The sequence below is a fragment of the Streptomyces malaysiense genome (assembly GCF_000980885.2).
GTDB classification, from domain to species: domain Bacteria; phylum Actinomycetota; class Actinomycetes; order Streptomycetales; family Streptomycetaceae; genus Streptomyces; species Streptomyces malaysiense.
This window is the reverse complement of the sequence record NZ_LBDA02000086.1, coordinates 31,565-47,996: the sequence shown is the minus strand read 5'-3', so window position 1 is coordinate 47,996 and position 16,432 is coordinate 31,565. Positions and strand designations below refer to the sequence as shown.

Below are 16,432 nucleotides of genomic sequence, written 5' to 3'. Positions count from 1 at the left end.
GCCGGGTCGCGCTCAGCCCAGTGCCCGCAGTCCCGGTACCAGGGTCAGCAGCACCGGGAGCGCCGGCACCAGCGCGGCGGCCGCCGTGAGCCGCAGCCGGTGCAGGGCGGGGAGCCGACCGGCCGGCGTGAGCAGCCGGTCCACCCGCTGCGGCAGATGCGCCTCGGGAGTCGGGCTGGGCCCGAACACGCCCCGCTCCTCGTTGAGTTCGACCAGCGCGAGCGCGGTGGTCAGCCGGCCGAAGCGCCGTGCGGCCGTGTCGTCCGCGGCCAGCTCCACCAGCCGGTGCATCTCGTCCCGGAACGCGGCGAACACCGGCACCTGGGGGAACCCCTCCGCGAGCGCGGCCGAGCAGTGCAGCAGCCAGTCGTGCCGCGCCCGCGCGTGCCCCCTCTCATGGGCGAGCAGCGCGTCCAGCTGGCGCTCCTCCAGGCGCCGCAACGCGGCCGTGGTGACGACCAGTCGGGGTGTCGCACCGGCCAGCCACCAGGCGTCGGAGCGACTGTCCTCCAGCACCACGAGCCGCCCCCCTCCCGGCTCCTCACCAGGCAACAGCGGTGCGCGCAGGAGGAGTTCGGCCCGCCGCGCCCGCCGTCGCGCGCCGGATCGCGCGACCTCCCGCACCAGCATGGCCGCGCTCCACAGCCCCGCGCAGGCCAGCAGCACGGCGGTGGCGGCCGCCCAGGGGTTCGCGGTGCCGAGGGCGTAGGCGTCCACGACCGCGCGCGGCGCCCGCCCGAACACCCGCCCGCGCACCGGCGCCCAGGCCGCGGCGGCGCTCAGCGTCATCGACAGCGCGCAGCACAGCAGTACGCCCGCCACGACGCACTGCCACGCCCACAGGGCGACGACCGGTTCCCGGTCCGGCCAGCCGGCGCGGGCGAGCAGCCGCGGACCGAGGGCGGCGGTGAGGGCGCCGAGCAGTAAAAGGGCCACCGGGACCATCATGGGCAGCACCCTATGAGCGCCGGGCCGCCCGGCGGTACGGTCCGTCACCCCGAAGTGACGCAGGCAACGCGCCCGGACGCCCGTACGGTCGTACCGCGGCGCCGGCGCTACGCCCGGTTCGCCGCCTGCTTGACGGTCCTGATCGCCGGCGCCGTCTCCAGGTGGGCGACGGCCGGGAGCGCGGCGACCCGGGTGGTCAGGTACCGGTACAGCTCCCGCTGGTTCGCGCACACCACGCTCGCGTACAGATTGGTCGGGCCGGTCGTGGCCGCGGCGAACGCGACCTCCGGGTGTCCGGCCAGCGACAGACCGGCCTCCTCCAGGTGTGCGGGGGCGACCGAGAGCCAGAGCAGGGTGCGGATGTTCCCGCCGAACAGGCGCCAGTCGACGTCGAGGTCCAGATAGAGCACGCCGTGTTCGCGCAGTTCCGTCATCCGGCGCCGCACCGTCGTCGGCGACCAGCCGGTCGCCGCGGCCAGCTGCTCGAACCCGGTCCGGCCGTCGGTGGCGAGCAGGGCGAGGAGCCTGCGGTCACCGCTGTCGAGCCGTACCGGTCCTGGCCGGTGCGGCACCGTCGGCGGACGCAGTCGCTCGACCGCCTCCGCGTCCAGCCACCCGAGCTTTCCGACCAGGTTGTCCGGGCCGCCGTAGAAGGCGTGCAGCACGCAGTGCGCGGTCACGCCCTCCACGCGCGGGGTGCGGGGGAGTTTGGCGAGCAGCAGCGCCTCGCTGTCCGTCTCGCTCTCGGTCCGGACCACGCAAGTGATCTCGGTGCCACCGGAGTTGAGGCTCACCCAGGACGTGTCGGGGCGCCCGGCCAGCGCCTCGGCGACCGGGAGGGACGCGGCGGGCGCGCAGCGCACCCGCAGGAACCAGAGGACGGCGCCCAGCGCGATGGGATCGACGCCACCGAGCACCCGTACCACCCCGGCCGACCGCAACCGGGCGTAGCGGCGGGCGACGGTGCGGTCCGAGACGCCGAGAGCCTCGGCGATGGTGCTGAACGGGGCGCGGCCGTCGATCTGCAGGGCGTGTACGAGCCGACGGTCCAGCTCGTCGTAGTCGGATTCCACCGAGTCGAGGTTAGACCTTGTCGGATACCGGCGCGATCGGGCCGGTTCCTGGTCCCGGTGGCCCGGCGGGCGGAGCGTTGCCCCTGTCCCGATCGACACAGACGAAGGAGAGTCCGTGGACACCGATGTGATCGTCGTCGGCGCCGGTCCGACCGGCATGACGCTGGCCAACGAACTGCTGCTGGCGGGGGTTTCGACCGTGCTGGTCGACAAGCTCGCGCGGCGCAGCGACCTGTCCAAGGCGGGCGGCGTGCAGTCCCGCACACTGGAGGTGCTCGACCAGCGAGGGCTGCTGGAGCCGCTGCTGGCCACCGGGGAACACCCCGTCACCACCGGCCACTTCGCCGGAATCCCGCTGCCGCTCCAGTCCGAACGGCACTGTCTGCCCTGGCGTTCCGTGCCGCAGGTGGTGATCGAGGGTTTCTTCGAGCGGCAGCTCGCCGCCCGCGGTCTGCACGCCCGCAGGGGCCGTGAACTGGTCGGCCTCGCCCAGGACGACGACGGGGTCACCGCGGCCTTCGCCGACGGCGCCGCCCTGCGCTCCCGCTACCTCGTCGCGGCTGACGGAGCCCACAGCACCGTACGGTCGCTGCTGCGGGCCGGTTTCCCCGGCGAGCCCGGTACGCTGACGATCATCGCCGCCGACGTGCGGCTCGGCGGTGCCGATCCGTCCACCTCGCACACCTGGAGCGAGGACGGGCACTGGGCCGCGCTGTTCCCGCTCGGCACCGATCCGCAGGGCAGGCAGCTGCGCCGGCTGGTCCTCGGCGGGCCGGACCGGTCGCTGCCGAGGGAGGTCCCGGTCACCGAGGACGAGATCCGCGAGGGCCTGAGCGCCGTGTTCGGAACGCGGGTGCACCTGCTCGAACTGCGCTACGCCCGCCGGGTCACCAACGCCTCGCGGCAGGTCGAGCGGTACCGGCACGGGCGGGTGTTCCTGGCGGGCGACGCCGCCCACGTCCATCTCCCGCTCGGCGCGCAGGGGATGAACACCGGGATGCAGGACGCGTTCAACCTCGGCTGGAAGCTCGGCGCCGCGGTGCGCGGCTGGGCGCCCGAGGGTCTGCTCGACACGTACCACGCGGAACGGCATCCGGCCGGGGCCGCCGTACTGCGCAACGTCCGGGCGCAGAGCCTGCTGATGGACTGGGCCGGCACCCGCGATCCGGAGGTGCTGGCCGCCCGGGAGATCTTCACGGCCCTGGCCCGGCTCCCCGACGTGCAGCACCAGCTCGGCGATCTGATGTCCGGGACGGCCGTCCGGTATCCGATGCCGGGTTCCGGATCCCATCCGCTCGTCGGCCTGCCCGCACCGGACCTGGACCTCGGCCCGGCCCGGGTGCACGAACTGCTGCGATCCGGGCGCGGCGTCCTGCTGGACCCGGCCGACAGGTTCGCCGAGGCCGCCGGTCCCTGGTCGGACCGGGTGGACCGGGCGGGCAAGGGCGCCGGCACCGAGCCGGTCCTCGTCCGGCCGGACGGCTACGTCTGCTGGGCGGGCGAGGGCGATCCGGAGCCGGCGCTCCGGCACTGGTTCGGCGAGCCCCGCTGAGCGGGACGGCCGCCCCGGGCAGCGCCGGGGCGGCGCCCTGACGCCACGCCGGTGCGGGCGGCGGGACGGCGCCGGTCCGCGCGGACCGGAGGCCCGTCCCGACGACGCTCCGCACGGCCTTCGGCGCCGCGTTCGCCGGCTCGCGGGCCGCGAGCCGGCCGCGGCGCGGGTCGGCGCCGAGGACGCGGGCGGACGGCCCGCCCGGGACTCACATCGTCAGGAGCATGGCGACCATCCCGATCGCCATCGACAGCCGGCAGGCGAGGGCCAGTTCCGGGCGGTCGCCCCAGCGGGCGGGCGGCGGCGGGCCGTCGACGGCCGGGACCAGACGGGCGCCGGACAGCAGTACGTAGCCCGTGAAGTACAGGAGCAGCACGCCGGTCACCGCGGGGACCCCGGTGCCGCCGTGCATGCCCTCCATGGACATGCCCTCCATGGAGTGGGCGGCGGGCGGGGCCGCGGCCATCGCGGCCGCCATGTAGGCCATCGCCCCCGTGCCCACCAGGTGGTGCAGATGGTGCCGGTCGCCGCGCGCGGCCCACAGCGCGCGCAGCGCGGCGAGGCCGAAGAAGGCCGCGTACGCCGGCCAGGCCCACCAGGGCGGGGTGAACGCCGCCGCGGGCACCGCCATCGCGGCCATCCCGAAGCCCATCAGGGCCTCCCCGCCGGCGGACCGGCGCTGTTCCTCGACGGCGCTGCCCATCCGCAGCAGGCAGTAGGCCCCGGTCGCCGCGCAGAGCGCGACCAGCAACCAGGCGGCCGACACGGGTCCGTGCACGGGTACCTCCCCCGCTCGACGGTCGGTCGAGGGATGCGATGCCCAGCGGGGGTGGGGCGCATGCGGGCGCAGAGGGGTGCACGGGAGCGCCGAGTGGGGGCACGACGGTGGGCGCGGGGGACGGGCACCCGGCGCGAGGATGCGGCAGGGGCGATCGCCCACCATGTGTTTTACAGATAAAACACATGCTAAATTCAATGAATGAGCAGCGCGACCCGCCACCGACTTCCCCTCGCCGGGACACTTCGCCTCGGCCGCCCCTCGGACATCTGGTTCAAGCCCGCCCTGAGCGCGGTCGCCGCCGTCACCCCGCCCAACCTGATCCTGCTGGCGCTCGGCCGCCTCGACCTCGCCATGTACACGATGGCCGGTTCGCTGTGCGCCCTCTACGGCCACAACCGGCCCTACGCGGCGCGGGCGCGGACCCTCGGCCGGGCGGTGCTCGGCATGGTCGCCGGGCTCGCGGTCGCCCTGGTCACGGCCTCACTCACCTCCGACGCCGTGATCCTCGTGACCGTCGGTGCCGTGCTCGCCGCGGTCCAGAAGGCCGTGTGCGACGCCACCCGGATCGGGCCGCCGGCCAATGTGGTCTTCACCTTCATCAGCTCCGCCTCCCTGTTCGTGCCGGGGACCCTCGGCGAGGTACCGGGCCACCTCGGACTCGCCCTCGCGGCCGGCGCCTGGTCCTGGCTGGTCGGCATGGCGCCCGGACTGGTCCGCCCGCACGGCCCCGAGCCCCGGGCCACCGCGGGGGCCCTGAGCGCCACCGCCGCCTACGCGGACACCCGCGGCACCGGCGAGGGACACGCTTCCGCCCGCGCCGCGAGTGCCGCCGCCATCCACGCCGCCTGGCAGTCGCTGCTCGCCGCCGGCGGCGGCCCCGGCACCACCCGGCGCGCCCTGGAACGCCTCCTCGTCCGCGCCGAGGCCGCCCTCGCCGCCCCGGCCGACACAGACCCGGCGCGGCTGCGCGCCTGGGCCCGTGAGCTGCGCGGCCCGCGCCGCGCCCCGAGCCTCGACATCCCGGGCGAGGACGCCGACGAACTCCTCGGCCTGGACACCGTGTCGGCCCTCCCGCGCCCCCCGCTGCGCCACCGCCTCGCGCCGCTCCTCCCCATCGCCGTCCGCACCGCCGTCGGCTGTGCCCTCGCCGGGTACGCCTCCCTCGCCCTCGGCGTCGGCCGCCCCTACTGGGCCCTGGTCACCGCGGCCTCCCTCTACCAGGCCAACCTCACCCTCACCTGGCGCCGGGGCGTCCAGCGCGTCGTCGGCAACGTCCTCGGCGTCCTCGCCTTCGCCGTGCTCGCCCCGCTCGCCCATGTCGACGCGGTGGCCCTGGTGCTGTGCTGCGCCGCCCTGAACTTCGGCGCGGAGGCGCTGATGGGCCGCAACTACTGGCTCGGCAGCATCTGTGTCACCCCGATGGCCCTGCTCGTCACCGAGTTCGCCCGTCGGCAGGACCCCACCGACCTGATGACCGACCGGGTCGTCGACACCCTCGTCGGGGCACTGATCGGCTTCGTCGCGGCCGTCGCCGTCACCAACCGGCGCGCCGGCGACCGGCTGGAGCACGCGCTGACCGAGGCGGAACGCGCCCGTGAGCGGGCCGCCCGGCTGCTCGCCGAGGCGCATCCGGAGCCCCGCGCCCTGGACGGGGCCCGCCGCGGGCTCGCCACCGCCCTGGTGGACCTGCGCGCCACGGCCGACGCCGCGGCCGGCGAATGGTGGCAACGCGCCTCGCCCGCGGACCGGGTCGTGCTCGCCGAACAGTCCGGACACCGTACGCTCGCGGCGACGGTACGACGCCAGGGGCTCGCGCCGCGTCAGCACGACCCGGGTACGACGACGGAGGACATACGGCCATGACGGCGACGAACGGCACACCGGCAGCCGGGGACGCGAGCGGCACGTCAGCGCGGCACGAGGCGTCCACGGCCGACACGGTCGCCGCGGTCGTACGGCAGTGGCGGGCCGTCCATCCCGGGCTGGACACCGGCCCGATGGAGGTCATCGGGCGGATCAACAGGTGCGCGGCGCTGCTCCAGCAGGCCGAGGACGCGCCGCTGCGCCGGGCCGGGCTCAGCCGCCCCGAGTTCGACCTGCTCGGCGCGCTGCGCCGCACCGGGCACGAGCTGACGCCGGGCGAGCTGGCCCGGGAGACGTTCTCCTCCGGGGCCGCCGTGACCAAGCGGATCAAGCAGCTGACCGGGCGGGGACTCGTCGAACGCCGCGGTGACACCCGGGACCGCAGGGTGGCCCACGTCCGCCTCACCGACGCCGGGCGCGAGCTGGTCGACGGGGTCCTGCCCGAGCAACTCGCCTACGAGACCGCGGTCCTCTCGGTCCTGGCGCCGAGCGGGCGCGCCGACCTTGCCGGTCTGCTGGCGGAGCTGCTCGGCCGACTGGAGGGCACCATGGGCGCGCTGCGGGCCGGGGGCTGAGCCCCCGGCCGTGCCGCAAGGGGTACGGGCCGTACGCCGTGCCCGCGCGCAAAGTGCCCGCGGGCCCCGCTAGATCCCGGGCCGGTGCCGCAGCGGATGGTCCGCCGGCACCTCCACCAGGACGATCCGTGTGCCGTCCGGATCCGCGAGCCACATCTCGATCAGCCCCCACGGCTCCCGCACCGGCGGCCGGGTGATCTCGACGTCCCTCGCCCGGAGTTCCCGGTACGCCGCCGCCACGTCCTCCACCTGCATCCACAGCGCCACGGCGGGCGAGGGCGGAGCCGAGGCGCGTCCCGAGATCTCCAGGAAGCCGCCGCCGAGGAAGTAGACCGTCCCCCGTTCCGGGCCCGTGCCGAACTCGCGGTACACGGGAAGGCCCAGCCGTTCGCCGTAGAAGGCGCGGCTGCGCTCGGGGTCGGTCGGTCGCAGGAGTGTCCGGCTGCTGAGCACATGCACCATGCCCACGCAGCCTAGTGGCACAGTTACCCTCGTCCCAGGCTCAGCCGCGCCCGAGATCGGAGAACCGCCCCCATGCACAGCGCCGCCGCCCCCGGCCTCACCTTCCGAGACGCCACCGACGCCGACGTCGACGCGCTGGTCGCGCTGATCGAGTCCGCGTACCGCGGTGACGCCAGCCGGGCCGGGTGGACCACGGAGGCGGACATCCTGGAGGGGCAGCGCACCGATCCCGAGGGCGTCCTGGAGGTGATCGAGTCGGCGGACAGCCGGCTGCTCACCGTCGAGCGCGACGGCCGCGTCGTCGCCTGCTGCCAGCTCGAACACCGCGGCGACCACGCCTACTTCGGCATGTTCGCGGTCAGCCCCACCCTCCAGGGGGAGGGCCTCGGCAAGACCGTCATCGCCGAGGCCGAGCGGCGCTCCCGTGCGGCGTGGGGCGTCAGCGAGATGCACATGACCGTGATCTCCGTACGGGAGGACCTGATCGCCTGGTACGAGCGCCGCGGCTACCGCCGTACCGGACGGATGTCCCCGTTCCCCTACGGCGACGAGCGCTTCGGTGTCCCGCAGCGCGCCGACCTCCAGTTCGAGCTGCTGGTCAAGAAGCTCGGCTGACCCACCGGGGCGCCCGCGCGGACCGGCCCGGTCCACACCGCGTCCGAGCGGCGCCCGGCTACGCCGTGAACCGTCCCGTGCGCTTGATCTCCGGGAAGTCCGTGGTGGCGCCGTCGAGTTCGAGCGCGCGGACCAGCCGCAGATGTTCCTGCGTGTTGACCGTCCAGCCGATGATCCGCAACCCGGCCGCGCGCGCGTGCTCCACGGTCTCCAGGGTGATCCGGCGGATGTCCAGACACAGGGTCGGCGCGCCCACCGCGACCGCGCGCTCGACCACCTCGGGGCCGTAGCGCCCGGCGATCAGCGCGGTGCGCACCCCGGGCACCAGCCGGGCGATCTCGGCGACCGCCTCGTCGTGGAACGAGGACACCTCCACCGTTGCGACCAGGTCCCGCTCCAGCATCACCCGCGCCAGCTCCCGCGCCGCCGCCACGTCCTTGATCTCGGCCTGGAGCGGTGTCCGCACCGCGTCCAGGACCTCCTCGAACACCGGCACCCGCTCGCCGCGCCCCGCGTCCAGCGCGCGCAGCTCGGAGAGGGTCTTCTCGGCGATCGGCCCGGAGCCGTCGGTCGTGCGGTCCACCTCGGCGTCGTGCATGACGACCAGGGCGCCGTCCTTGCTGAGGTGCAGATCCAGTTCGATCAGGTCGAGGCCGGCCCGTTGCGCGGCGACGAAGGAGCGAAGGGTGTTCTCGGGCTCCACGCCCATGACCCCGCGGTGACCGATGGTAAGGAAGTTCAAGGTTCGACTCGCTTCCGTCGACGGCGGCTCGGCACGCGCGGCGACGGGCGGACGCCGTCGTCCGTGCGGGCAGGTCGCAGCCTAACGGCCCCGACCCGGGATGAACCCGCATGCGCGCGGACGATCTGGGCGCGTCCTGGGTGGTGACGGGCCGCTACCCCGTCGCGGCATCACCCACGCGTGGGCGAGTCCCCGCGCGCTTGACAGGCCGGATCTCGTCCCTGCCGAGGTCTCCGGGGCGACGGCCGAAAGTGAGCGCCGTCACGGTTTACGACAGGAAAAATGTCGGTGACCATGTCCCCGGACAGAAAAATCTCCTGCGCCGCCTCTTGATGGGGGAATCGGGGTATGCGTACGGTGTCCATACGCGAGGTTGTCCCGTGGAGGATGGAAAATGACGGAAATTCTTGTGCAGTCGGGTATGGAGGAGCAGGTTTCTTCGCAGGCCAGGGTGGTTGAGCACCCCGCCTGGCCCATGCTCAAGGATGCCGTGGAGCAGATTCGGCCATGGCAGTCGGCGGACGGCTCGATCGATTTCGACGCCGAGGGCGCGCCCGCCAGGACCGACGCGGAGGCCGCCGTGCGCCGTGTCGCCGAGGCCGTCGAGCAGCTCTCGCCGCTCCTGCCGTACGACGCCGCCTACCACGAGGCCGTGGTGAAGGACCTGCACCGCTGGGCCGAGGGCGGCTTCGAGGTGCCGGACTTCCTGGACAGCCTGCTGGCCTTCCACCCCGCGGCGCGGCGCGCGGACGGCCTCCAGCACCTGGTCGTCTTCCCGATGTACACCCAGAACGGCAACCTGGACCGCAACCTCGAAGCGCTCGTGCTGCGCATGGTCTGGCCCGACTGGCTGGCCGAACTGGAGCGCACCCGGTACGACAACCCGCTGTTCTGCGGCATCACCTTCGAGGACTTCACCTCGGGCTACGACACCAACTCGGCCGTCCTCTTCCCGGAGACCATCGCCGTCCGCGAGGCGCCGGAACGTTTCTCCTGGGGTGGCATCTTCTGCGACCGCGAGGCCGCGCGCTTCCGCCGCGTCACCGACGCCGCCGTCGGCATCCTGGGCCTGGAGCTGCCCGAGGACATCGCCGCGATGGTCCACGACCAGAAGCGCTGCGAAGAGGCGTTCGTGCTCTGGGACATGGTCCACGACCGGACCCACAGCCACGGCGACCTGCCGTTCGACCCCTTCATGATCAAGCAGCGCCAGCCGTTCTGGATGTACGGCCTGGAGGAGCTGCGCTGCGACCTCACCGCCTTCAAGGAGGCCGTGAAGCTGGAGGCGGACGGCGTCCCGCAGGCCCGTGACGTGCAGTACGCGGTGCTCTTCGACCGCATGTTCCGCTTCCCCGTCACCGGCGACCGGATCCGCAACTACGACGGTCTCGGCGGCCAGCTGCTCTTCGCCTACCTGCACAAGCACGACGTCGTGCGCTGGACGGACAACGAGCTGTCCATCGACTGGCAGCGCGCCCCGCAGGTCACCAACCAGCTGTGCGCCGACATCGAGAAGCTGTACCGGGACGGCATCGACCGCCCCAAGCTCGTGCACTGGTTCGCCGGCTACCAGCTGGTGTCCGAGTACCTCGCCCCGCACCCCGGCTCCAAGTGGGCCAAGGGGCCGGACGCCCTCGACCTGACCCTGCCGCCGCGCAAGCTGGTCGACGACGTGCTCCCGGACGAGTTTCCGCTGAGCATGTTCTTTGAGGCCCTGTCCAAGAAGCTGAAGAATGTGATCGCCTCCACCAAGGGCATCACCGCGGACAGCGCCGAGCGGCTCGCCGCGTGACTGACGGCGCACCGTCCACACACATCACTGCTGCAGAGGGGAAGAACATGGGGAACGGGTCGAACGGGGCGCTCAGCGGTGCGGTGATCGCGGTGGCGGGCGCGGGCGGACCCGCCGGCCGCGCGGCACTGCTGCGCCTGGCCGAGGCCGGGGCGACCGTCGTCGGAGCGGACAACGACCCGCAGCGGCTGTCCGAGGCCGTGGACGCGGCCCGCTACGCCTCCGGCGGTGCCACGGTCACGGGCGACACCGTGGACCTGCTCGACCTCCAGTCCACCCGTGAGTGGGCCCAGCACATCGAGAAGGACTTCGGGCGGGTCGACGGCCTGGTGCACCTGGTCGGCGGCTGGCGCGGCAGCGAGACCTTCACCAAGACCAGCCTCGACGACTGGGACTTCCTGGAGCTGCTGCTGGTGCGCACCGTGCAGCACACCTCGCTCGCCTTCCACGAGGCGCTCCAGCGCAGCGACCGCGGCCGCTACGTGCTGATCAGCGCGTCCGGCGCGTCCAAGCCCACCGCGGGCAACGCCGCCTACTCCGCGGCCAAGGCGGCCGCCGAGGCGTGGACGCTGGCCATGGGGGACTACTTCCGCAAGGCGGGCAAGGCGGAGGGTGCCGAGGGCCCCACCTCCGCGGCTACGATCCTGGTGGTCAAGGCGCTGGTGCACGACGCGATGCGCGCCGAACGCCCCAACGCGAAGTTCGCGGGCTTCACGGACGTCAAGGACCTGGCCGAGGCCATCGAGGGCGTCTGGAGCAAGTCCGCCGCCGAGTTGAACGGAAACCGTCTGTGGCTGACCGAGAAGCCGTGAACCCTCCCAAGACCGACGCGCGTCGCCATCACGACCCGGAGGTCCGCGGTTTCGCCAGTGACAACTACGCCGGGGCGCACCCGGAGGTGATGGCCGCCCTGGCCCTGGCCAACGGCGGCCACCAGGTGGCCTACGGCGAGGACCAGTACACCGAGAACCTCCAGCGGATCGTCCGCAGCCACTTCGGTGCCACCGCGGAGGCATTCCCGGTCTTCAACGGCACCGGCGCGAACGTGGTCGCGCTCCAGGCGGTCACCGACCGCTGGGGCGCGGTGATCTGCGCCGAGAGTGCGCACATCAACGTGGACGAGGGCGGGGCACCCGAGCGGATGGGCGGGCTCAAGCTGCTCACCGTGGCCACGCCGGACGGCAAGCTCACCCCCGAGCTGATCGACCGGCAGGCCTGGGGATTCGAGGACGAGCACCGGGCGATGCCGCAGGTCGTCTCGATCACCCAGTCCACCGAGCTGGGCACGCTCTACACGCCCGAGGAGATCCGCGCGATCTGCGAGCACGCCCACGCGCACGGCATGAGGGTGCACCTGGACGGCTCCCGGATAGCCAACGCGGCCGCCTCCCTGGACGTGCCGATGCGCACGTTCACCAGCGCGGTCGGTGTCGACATCCTCTCGCTCGGCGGGACGAAGAACGGCGCCGTGTTCGGCGAGGCGGTCGTGGTCCTCAACCAGGACGCGGTGCGCAGGATGAAGCACCTGCGCAAGCTGTCCATGCAGCTCGCCTCCAAGATGCGTTTCGTCTCGGTGCAGTTGGAGGCGCTGCTGGCCAAGGACCTCTGGCTGCGCAACGCCCGGCACGCCAACGAGATGGCCCAGCGGCTCGCCGAGGGCGTGCGCGCGGTGCACGGCGTGGAGATCCTCTACCCCGTGCAGGCCAACGGCGTCTTCGCCCAGCTCCCGCACGACGTGAGCGAGCGGCTCCAGAAGCACTTCCGCTTCTACTTCTGGGACGAGGCGGCGGGCACGGTGCGCTGGATGTGCTCCTTCGACACCACGGAGGAGGACGTCGACACCTTCGTGGCGGCGGTCAAGGAGGAGATGGCGCGCTGAACCAGGCGCCTGACTAGTCGCATAGGTATGCGGTCACCCGAAAAGTCATTGACTACTGGGTGGCCGCATTCCTACGCTCTGCGGGCATGCGACCGATCCAGGAAACCGCCGATCTCTCCGCCTATCTGGCGGCCGACGAGGTCATAGACCATCACCACCCGATGGTCCGGGAGACGGCCGGCCGGCTGGCGGCCGAAGCGACCGACTCGTATGTCTATGCGCGCCTCGCCTATGAGTTCGTCCGCGACGGCGTCCCGCACTCCGCCGACACCGGAGACCTCCGCGTCACCTGGCGCGCCTCCGACGTCCTCGCCGAGCGGACGGGCATCTGCCATGCCAAGGCGCACGCGCTGACGGCGCTGCTGCGGGCCGAGGACGTCCCGACGGCCCTGTGCTACCAGCGCCTGCGCGACGACGAGGGCGCCGGACACACGCTGCACGGCCTGGTCGCCGTCCGCTTCCACGGGTCCTGGCACCGCCAGGACCCGCGCGGCGGCAAGCCCGGCGTCGACGCGCGCTTCTCCCTGACCGGTGAGCGGCTCGTCTGGACCCCCGACCCGGCCGCCGGCGAACTGGACCACCCGCTGCTGTACGCGTCCGCGCACCCGGCCGTCCTCGACGCCCTGCGCACCGCACCCGACCGCGAAGCCCTCGGCCGGGCGCTGCCGAGCGCCCTGTGAGCTCCCCGGCGTGACGCACGGGGAGCGGAGCGGCGGAGAGGGCCGAAGCGTCCGCCGGGCCGCTCGGCGTGGGGCGCACGGCGCGCGGTTCCCCGGTCAACGGCCGTCGCGGGAGCCGCACCGTTCCCCGGACGGACCGCGTAACGGCCCCGGTTCACGCCGTCCGGGCAGTCGTGGCGGTCCGGGCCGGGGCCGGGGCGTCGCCCTGGCAGGCGCTCGGACCGGACGGGGTGCCGGGCGGCGGCACGGCCCCGCGTCCGCTTCGGCGGTGGGGGTGCCGGCGCACGGGTGCGTCGGGGGCCCGGGGGTGTGCGGGGTCCCCGTGGCGCCGAGCGGGTCTGGTTCGCCCGTTGTCAGTGGACCTGTGCGGTCCGCAGCGCCTCCGCGGTCGGTGCCGTACCGCCCAGGTGGGCCGGCAGCCACCAGGAGTCCTCGGGGCCCTTCGGGCGCCCCGGGTAGGCGCGCTGGGCGGCGTCCAGCAACTCCTGGACACGCTCGCGCAGCCGGCGGGTGATCGCCCCCGCGTACTGGTCGCGCGGCGCCTCCACGGCCTCGCCCACACGGATGGTGACGGGCAGGTGGCTGCGCTTGAAGTCGCGCGGGTGCCCCTTGGTCCACAGCCGCTGCGTGCCCCACACCGCCATCGGGACGAGGGGCACCCCGGCCTCCTGGGCGAGCCGGGCCGCGCCCGACTTGAAGCTCTTCAGGGTGAACGACTGCGAGATGGTGGCCTCGGGGAAGACGCCGATGACCTCGCCGGAACGCAGCGAGTCCAGCGCGTGCGCGTAGGCGGCCTCGCCCTGCCCGCGGTCCACCGGGATGTGCTTCATGCCGCGCATCAGCGGGCCCGAGATCTTGTGCCGGAAGACCGACTCCTTCGCCATGAACCGCACCAGGCGGTTCTGCGGCAGCGCGGCCAGGCCGTTGAAGATGAAGTCCAGGTAGCTGATGTGATTGCTCACCAGCACGGCGCCGCCGGAGCGCGGGATGTTCGAGGACCCCTGGCAGTCGATCTTCAGGTCCCAGACCTTGAACAGCGTCTTGGCGAATCCGATGACGGGACGGTAGACCAGCTCTGCCATGGGTGGGATGAACCCTTTCTGCTCTGCTCGGGAAAGGGGGCTCCCGGCGGACAAGTTACGCAGCCGTAGGTTTACGGCGTCTCGCAGATCGTGCCCCAAGAACGTGCGGGTAGCCAGCTCTGGTGCCCGGCCGGGGCGAGATTCTCGTCACGTCCGCACAGGATTCACCCGGGCGCCGGGAATCTTGGCGGCGCGCCGGTTGTTGGCACCCCGACGCCCGTGGAAGCGGGCGTCCCTGGAGTGCCGCACCGGCGGCGGAGCGGGAGGACGAGGGTGAGCGGGCGCGACGAAGCCGAAGCCGGCGGGTGCGGAACCGGGCCGGGCGCGGCCGGACTCGGCGCCCCGCTGGGCGAACGGGCCACGCTCGTCCAGTTCTCCAGTGCCTTCTGCGCGCCCTGCCGGGCCACCCGGCGCGTCCTCGGCGAGGTCGCCGCGATGGTGCCCGGCGTCGCCCACGTCGAGATCGACGCCGAGGCCCGGCTCGACCTCGTACGCGCCCTGGGGATCGTCAAGACACCCACCGTCCTCGTGCTGGACGCGCACGGCAGGGAAGTGCGCCGCGCAGCCGGACAGCCCCGCAGGGCCGACGTCATCGCGGCGCTGGGGGAGGCGGTGTGAGGGCCCCGGCGCAGGTGAGAGACATCCCAGTTCCCGGATCGCACTTGACTGTGCGCGCCGCTTGTCGTCAGCCTGACCGGATGCCGACCGAACTCCTTCTCCACGGGCGGGCCCACGTCGACCTGGTGCGTACCGCGAGCGCCCGCTGTCCGGGCCGCTGAGCCGCCACGGACCCGCTCGCCCTCCCGATCAGAAGGACAACTCCATGACGGCTCTGCCCGGACTCGGCACCCCCCAGCTCGCCTCTCCCGATCTGCTGCGCTCCACCTTCCGCCGGCACGCCGCCGGTGTCGCGGTGATCACCGCGCGCGGCGCCACCGGGCCGGTCGGCTTCACCGCCACCTCCCTCACCTCGGTCTCCGCCGAGCCCCCGATGATCTCCTTCGGCGTCGGCACCGGCTCCTCCAGCTGGCCCGCGATAGCCGCGAGCGACCACATCGGCGTGCACGTACTCGGCGAGCACCAGGGCGACCTGGCCGCCACCTTCGCCCGCAGCGGCGCCGACCGCTTCGGCGCGCCCACCGGCTGGTGCGAAGGTCCCGAGGGCGTGCCCGTGCTCGACGACGTGCTCGCCTGGCTGGTCTGCCGGATCGTGGCCCGCGTTCCCGCCGGGGATCACCGGATCGTGCTCGCCGAGGTCGTCCTCGGCGATCCCGCCGGCCGCGGCCGCCCCCTCCTCTACCACCAGGGACGCTTCACCGCGCTGCGCGACTGACTGCGGCGCGGATCACGTTCCGTTCCCCTGCGCGGCCGTCGAGTTCCGGTTACGCTGCGTTGCGAAGGTCACAGTTCAAAGCGCTTGCTTAGCGGGGACGAACTGGGTGTACTGACGAGTAATATTTCGGCCGGAGCGCGCTGACGCCCCGATCGGGATCGGCCGCTTCAGGCGCCTATGCTGCCTGCAAGAGGCAGCCAGGAAATCACGATGCAGTAGGAGAGCCGGCGTGAGCTTGAGGATCGTTGTCACTGTGAAGTACGTGCCCGACGCCACTGGCGACCGGCACTTCGCCGATGACCTGACCGTCGACCGTGACGACGTGGACGGTCTGCTCTCCGAGCTGGACGAGTACGCGGTCGAGCAGGCGCTCCAGATCGCGGAGGACGCGGACGACGCCGAGGTCACCGTGCTGACGGTGGGCCCCGAGGACGCCAAGGACGCGCTCCGCAAGGCCCTGTCGATGGGTGCCGACAAGGCCGTCCACGTCGAGGACGACGACCTGCACGGCACCGACGCCATCGGCACCTCCCTGGTGCTGGCCAAGGCCATCGAGAAGGCCGGCTTCGACCTGGTCGTCTCCGGCATGGCCTCCACCGACGGCACCATGGGCGTCGTTCCCGCGCTGGTCGCCGAGCGTCTCGGTGTGCCGCAGGTCACCCTGCTGTCCGAGGTCTCGGTCGAGGACGGCACCGTCAAGGGCCGCCGCGACGGCGACGCCGCCTCCGAGCAGCTGGAGGCGCAGCTGCCGGCCCTGGTCTCCGTGACCGACCAGTCCGGCGAGGCCCGCTACCCCTCCTTCAAGGGCATCATGGCGGCCAAGAAGAAGCCGGTGGAGTCCTGGGACCTGTCGGACCTCGACATCGAGGCGGAAGAGGTCGGCCTGGACGGCGCGTTCACCAAGGTCGAGACCGCGGACGCGCGTCCGGCCCGTACGGCCGGAACCATCGTCAAGGACGAGGGCGAGGGCGGCAAGCAGCTCGCCGAGTTCCTCGCGGGCCAGAAGTTCATCTAAGGGTTCGCGCCCGCCGACCGCCCCTCAACTTCGTTACGCA

General features: G+C 73.1%; 17 protein-coding genes. 11 read left to right on the top strand and 6 right to left on the bottom strand.

Translation table 11 applies throughout. The features are described from left to right. Window positions 1-12: 12 nt before the first annotated feature. Both VT52_RS30090 and VT52_RS30085 read right to left on the bottom strand, forming a co-directional pair. The gene (locus VT52_RS30090; protein WP_046425429.1) at window positions 13-948 is read right to left on the bottom strand and encodes a M56 family metallopeptidase; all 936 of its coding nucleotides are present in this window, start codon (window positions 946-948) and stop codon (window positions 13-15) included. Window positions 949-1,055: 107 nt separating this feature from the next. Then, entirely contained in the window at window positions 1,056-2,021 is a 966-nt protein-coding gene (locus VT52_RS30085; protein WP_046425427.1) for an Lrp/AsnC family transcriptional regulator, read from the bottom strand. A gap of 115 nt (window positions 2,022-2,136) precedes the next feature. Here VT52_RS30085 and VT52_RS30080 point away from each other — a divergent pair, with 115 nt between their 5' ends. Continuing rightward, window positions 2,137-3,573 (top strand): FAD-dependent monooxygenase, encoded by a 1,437-nt coding sequence (locus tag VT52_RS30080; RefSeq protein WP_046425425.1) that lies wholly within the window; start codon window positions 2,137-2,139, stop codon window positions 3,571-3,573. A 208-nt stretch (window positions 3,574-3,781) separates the two neighbouring features. Here the strand turns inward: VT52_RS30080 and VT52_RS30075 are convergent, their stop codons facing one another. Then, complete coding sequence (locus tag VT52_RS30075; protein ID WP_046425423.1) at window positions 3,782-4,351, bottom strand: DUF5134 domain-containing protein; 570 nt, start codon at window positions 4,349-4,351, stop codon at window positions 3,782-3,784. Window positions 4,352-4,552: 201 nt separating this feature from the next. Between VT52_RS30075 and VT52_RS30070 the strand changes: the two genes are divergently transcribed. Together VT52_RS30070 and VT52_RS30065 are read left to right on the top strand one after the other, a co-directional pair. Continuing rightward, window positions 4,553-6,217 (top strand): FUSC family protein, encoded by a 1,665-nt coding sequence (locus tag VT52_RS30070; protein ID WP_046425420.1) that lies wholly within the window; start codon window positions 4,553-4,555, stop codon window positions 6,215-6,217. Beyond that, window positions 6,214-6,792: a MarR family winged helix-turn-helix transcriptional regulator gene (locus tag VT52_RS30065; protein ID WP_046425417.1), complete on the top strand. Its 579-nt coding sequence runs from the start codon at window positions 6,214-6,216 to the stop codon at window positions 6,790-6,792. Before VT52_RS30070 ends, VT52_RS30065 begins: the two co-directional genes overlap by 4 nt. Before the next feature lie 69 nt (window positions 6,793-6,861). Here the strand turns inward: VT52_RS30065 and VT52_RS30060 are convergent, their stop codons facing one another. Continuing rightward, complete coding sequence (locus VT52_RS30060; RefSeq protein WP_046425414.1) at window positions 6,862-7,254, bottom strand: VOC family protein; 393 nt, start codon at window positions 7,252-7,254, stop codon at window positions 6,862-6,864. Between the two features lie 72 nt (window positions 7,255-7,326). Between VT52_RS30060 and VT52_RS30055 the strand changes: the two genes are divergently transcribed. Further along, entirely contained in the window at window positions 7,327-7,869 is a 543-nt protein-coding gene (locus VT52_RS30055) for a GNAT family N-acetyltransferase (RefSeq protein ID WP_046425412.1), read from the top strand. A 58-nt stretch (window positions 7,870-7,927) separates the two neighbouring features. On the opposite strand, the gene VT52_RS30050 is transcribed toward VT52_RS30055, so the two are convergent. Continuing rightward, complete coding sequence (locus VT52_RS30050; protein WP_079175367.1) at window positions 7,928-8,611, bottom strand: glycerophosphodiester phosphodiesterase; 684 nt, start codon at window positions 8,609-8,611, stop codon at window positions 7,928-7,930. A gap of 394 nt (window positions 8,612-9,005) precedes the next feature. On the opposite strand from VT52_RS30050, the gene VT52_RS30045 reads away from it, so the two are divergent. The 4 genes from VT52_RS30045 to VT52_RS30030 all read left to right on the top strand — a co-directional run bounded on the left by VT52_RS30045 (window position 9,006) and on the right by VT52_RS30030 (window position 12,962). Then, window positions 9,006-10,403: a DUF6421 family protein gene (locus VT52_RS30045; RefSeq protein ID WP_046425408.1), complete on the top strand. Its 1,398-nt coding sequence runs from the start codon at window positions 9,006-9,008 to the stop codon at window positions 10,401-10,403. Window positions 10,404-10,450: 47 nt separating this feature from the next. Continuing rightward, window positions 10,451-11,215: an SDR family oxidoreductase gene (locus VT52_RS30040; protein ID WP_046425406.1), complete on the top strand. Its 765-nt coding sequence runs from the start codon at window positions 10,451-10,453 to the stop codon at window positions 11,213-11,215. Next, complete coding sequence (locus tag VT52_RS30035; protein WP_046425405.1) at window positions 11,212-12,282, top strand: threonine aldolase family protein; 1,071 nt, start codon at window positions 11,212-11,214, stop codon at window positions 12,280-12,282. Before VT52_RS30040 ends, VT52_RS30035 begins: the two co-directional genes overlap by 4 nt. An 86-nt stretch (window positions 12,283-12,368) precedes the next feature. Continuing rightward, window positions 12,369-12,962 (top strand): transglutaminase-like domain-containing protein, encoded by a 594-nt coding sequence (locus VT52_RS30030; protein ID WP_046425404.1) that lies wholly within the window; start codon window positions 12,369-12,371, stop codon window positions 12,960-12,962. Window positions 12,963-13,315: 353 nt separating this feature from the next. Here the strand turns inward: VT52_RS30030 and VT52_RS30025 are convergent, their stop codons facing one another. Continuing rightward, complete coding sequence (locus VT52_RS30025) at window positions 13,316-14,044, bottom strand: lysophospholipid acyltransferase family protein (RefSeq protein ID WP_046425403.1); 729 nt, start codon at window positions 14,042-14,044, stop codon at window positions 13,316-13,318. Between the two features lie 219 nt (window positions 14,045-14,263). Here VT52_RS30025 and VT52_RS30020 point away from each other — a divergent pair, with 219 nt between their 5' ends. From VT52_RS30020 to VT52_RS30010, 3 genes are all read left to right on the top strand, one after another. Beyond that, on the top strand, window positions 14,264-14,662 hold the full coding sequence (locus VT52_RS30020; RefSeq protein ID WP_079175366.1) for a TlpA family protein disulfide reductase: 399 nt from the start codon (window positions 14,264-14,266) through the stop codon (window positions 14,660-14,662). Window positions 14,663-14,867: 205 nt separating this feature from the next. After that, on the top strand, window positions 14,868-15,377 hold the full coding sequence (locus VT52_RS30015; RefSeq protein ID WP_046425398.1) for a flavin reductase family protein: 510 nt from the start codon (window positions 14,868-14,870) through the stop codon (window positions 15,375-15,377). Between the two features lie 229 nt (window positions 15,378-15,606). Next, window positions 15,607-16,392 (top strand): electron transfer flavoprotein subunit beta/FixA family protein, encoded by a 786-nt coding sequence (locus tag VT52_RS30010; RefSeq protein ID WP_046425397.1) that lies wholly within the window; start codon window positions 15,607-15,609, stop codon window positions 16,390-16,392. Window positions 16,393-16,432: the final 40 nt, after the last annotated feature.

Bases quoted from the DNA above. Each gene is read 5' to 3' on its own strand.
- VT52_RS30090 (WP_046425429.1), bottom strand. From the start codon at position 948: ATGATGGTCCCGGTGGCCCTTTTACTGCTCGGCGCCCTCACCGCCGCC.
- VT52_RS30070 (WP_046425420.1), top strand. From the start codon at position 4,553: ATGAGCAGCGCGACCCGCCACCGACTTCCCCTCGCCGGGACACTTCGC.
- VT52_RS30065 (WP_046425417.1), top strand. From the start codon at position 6,214: ATGACGGCGACGAACGGCACACCGGCAGCCGGGGACGCGAGCGGCACG.
- VT52_RS30060 (WP_046425414.1), bottom strand. From the start codon at position 7,254: ATGGTGCATGTGCTCAGCAGCCGGACACTCCTGCGACCGACCGACCCC.
- VT52_RS30055 (WP_046425412.1), top strand. From the start codon at position 7,327: ATGCACAGCGCCGCCGCCCCCGGCCTCACCTTCCGAGACGCCACCGAC.
- VT52_RS30045 (WP_046425408.1), top strand. From the start codon at position 9,006: ATGACGGAAATTCTTGTGCAGTCGGGTATGGAGGAGCAGGTTTCTTCG.
- VT52_RS30040 (WP_046425406.1), top strand. From the start codon at position 10,451: ATGGGGAACGGGTCGAACGGGGCGCTCAGCGGTGCGGTGATCGCGGTG.
- VT52_RS30030 (WP_046425404.1), top strand. From the start codon at position 12,369: ATGCGACCGATCCAGGAAACCGCCGATCTCTCCGCCTATCTGGCGGCC.
- VT52_RS30025 (WP_046425403.1), bottom strand. From the start codon at position 14,044: ATGGCAGAGCTGGTCTACCGTCCCGTCATCGGATTCGCCAAGACGCTG.
- VT52_RS30015 (WP_046425398.1), top strand. From the start codon at position 14,868: ATGACGGCTCTGCCCGGACTCGGCACCCCCCAGCTCGCCTCTCCCGAT.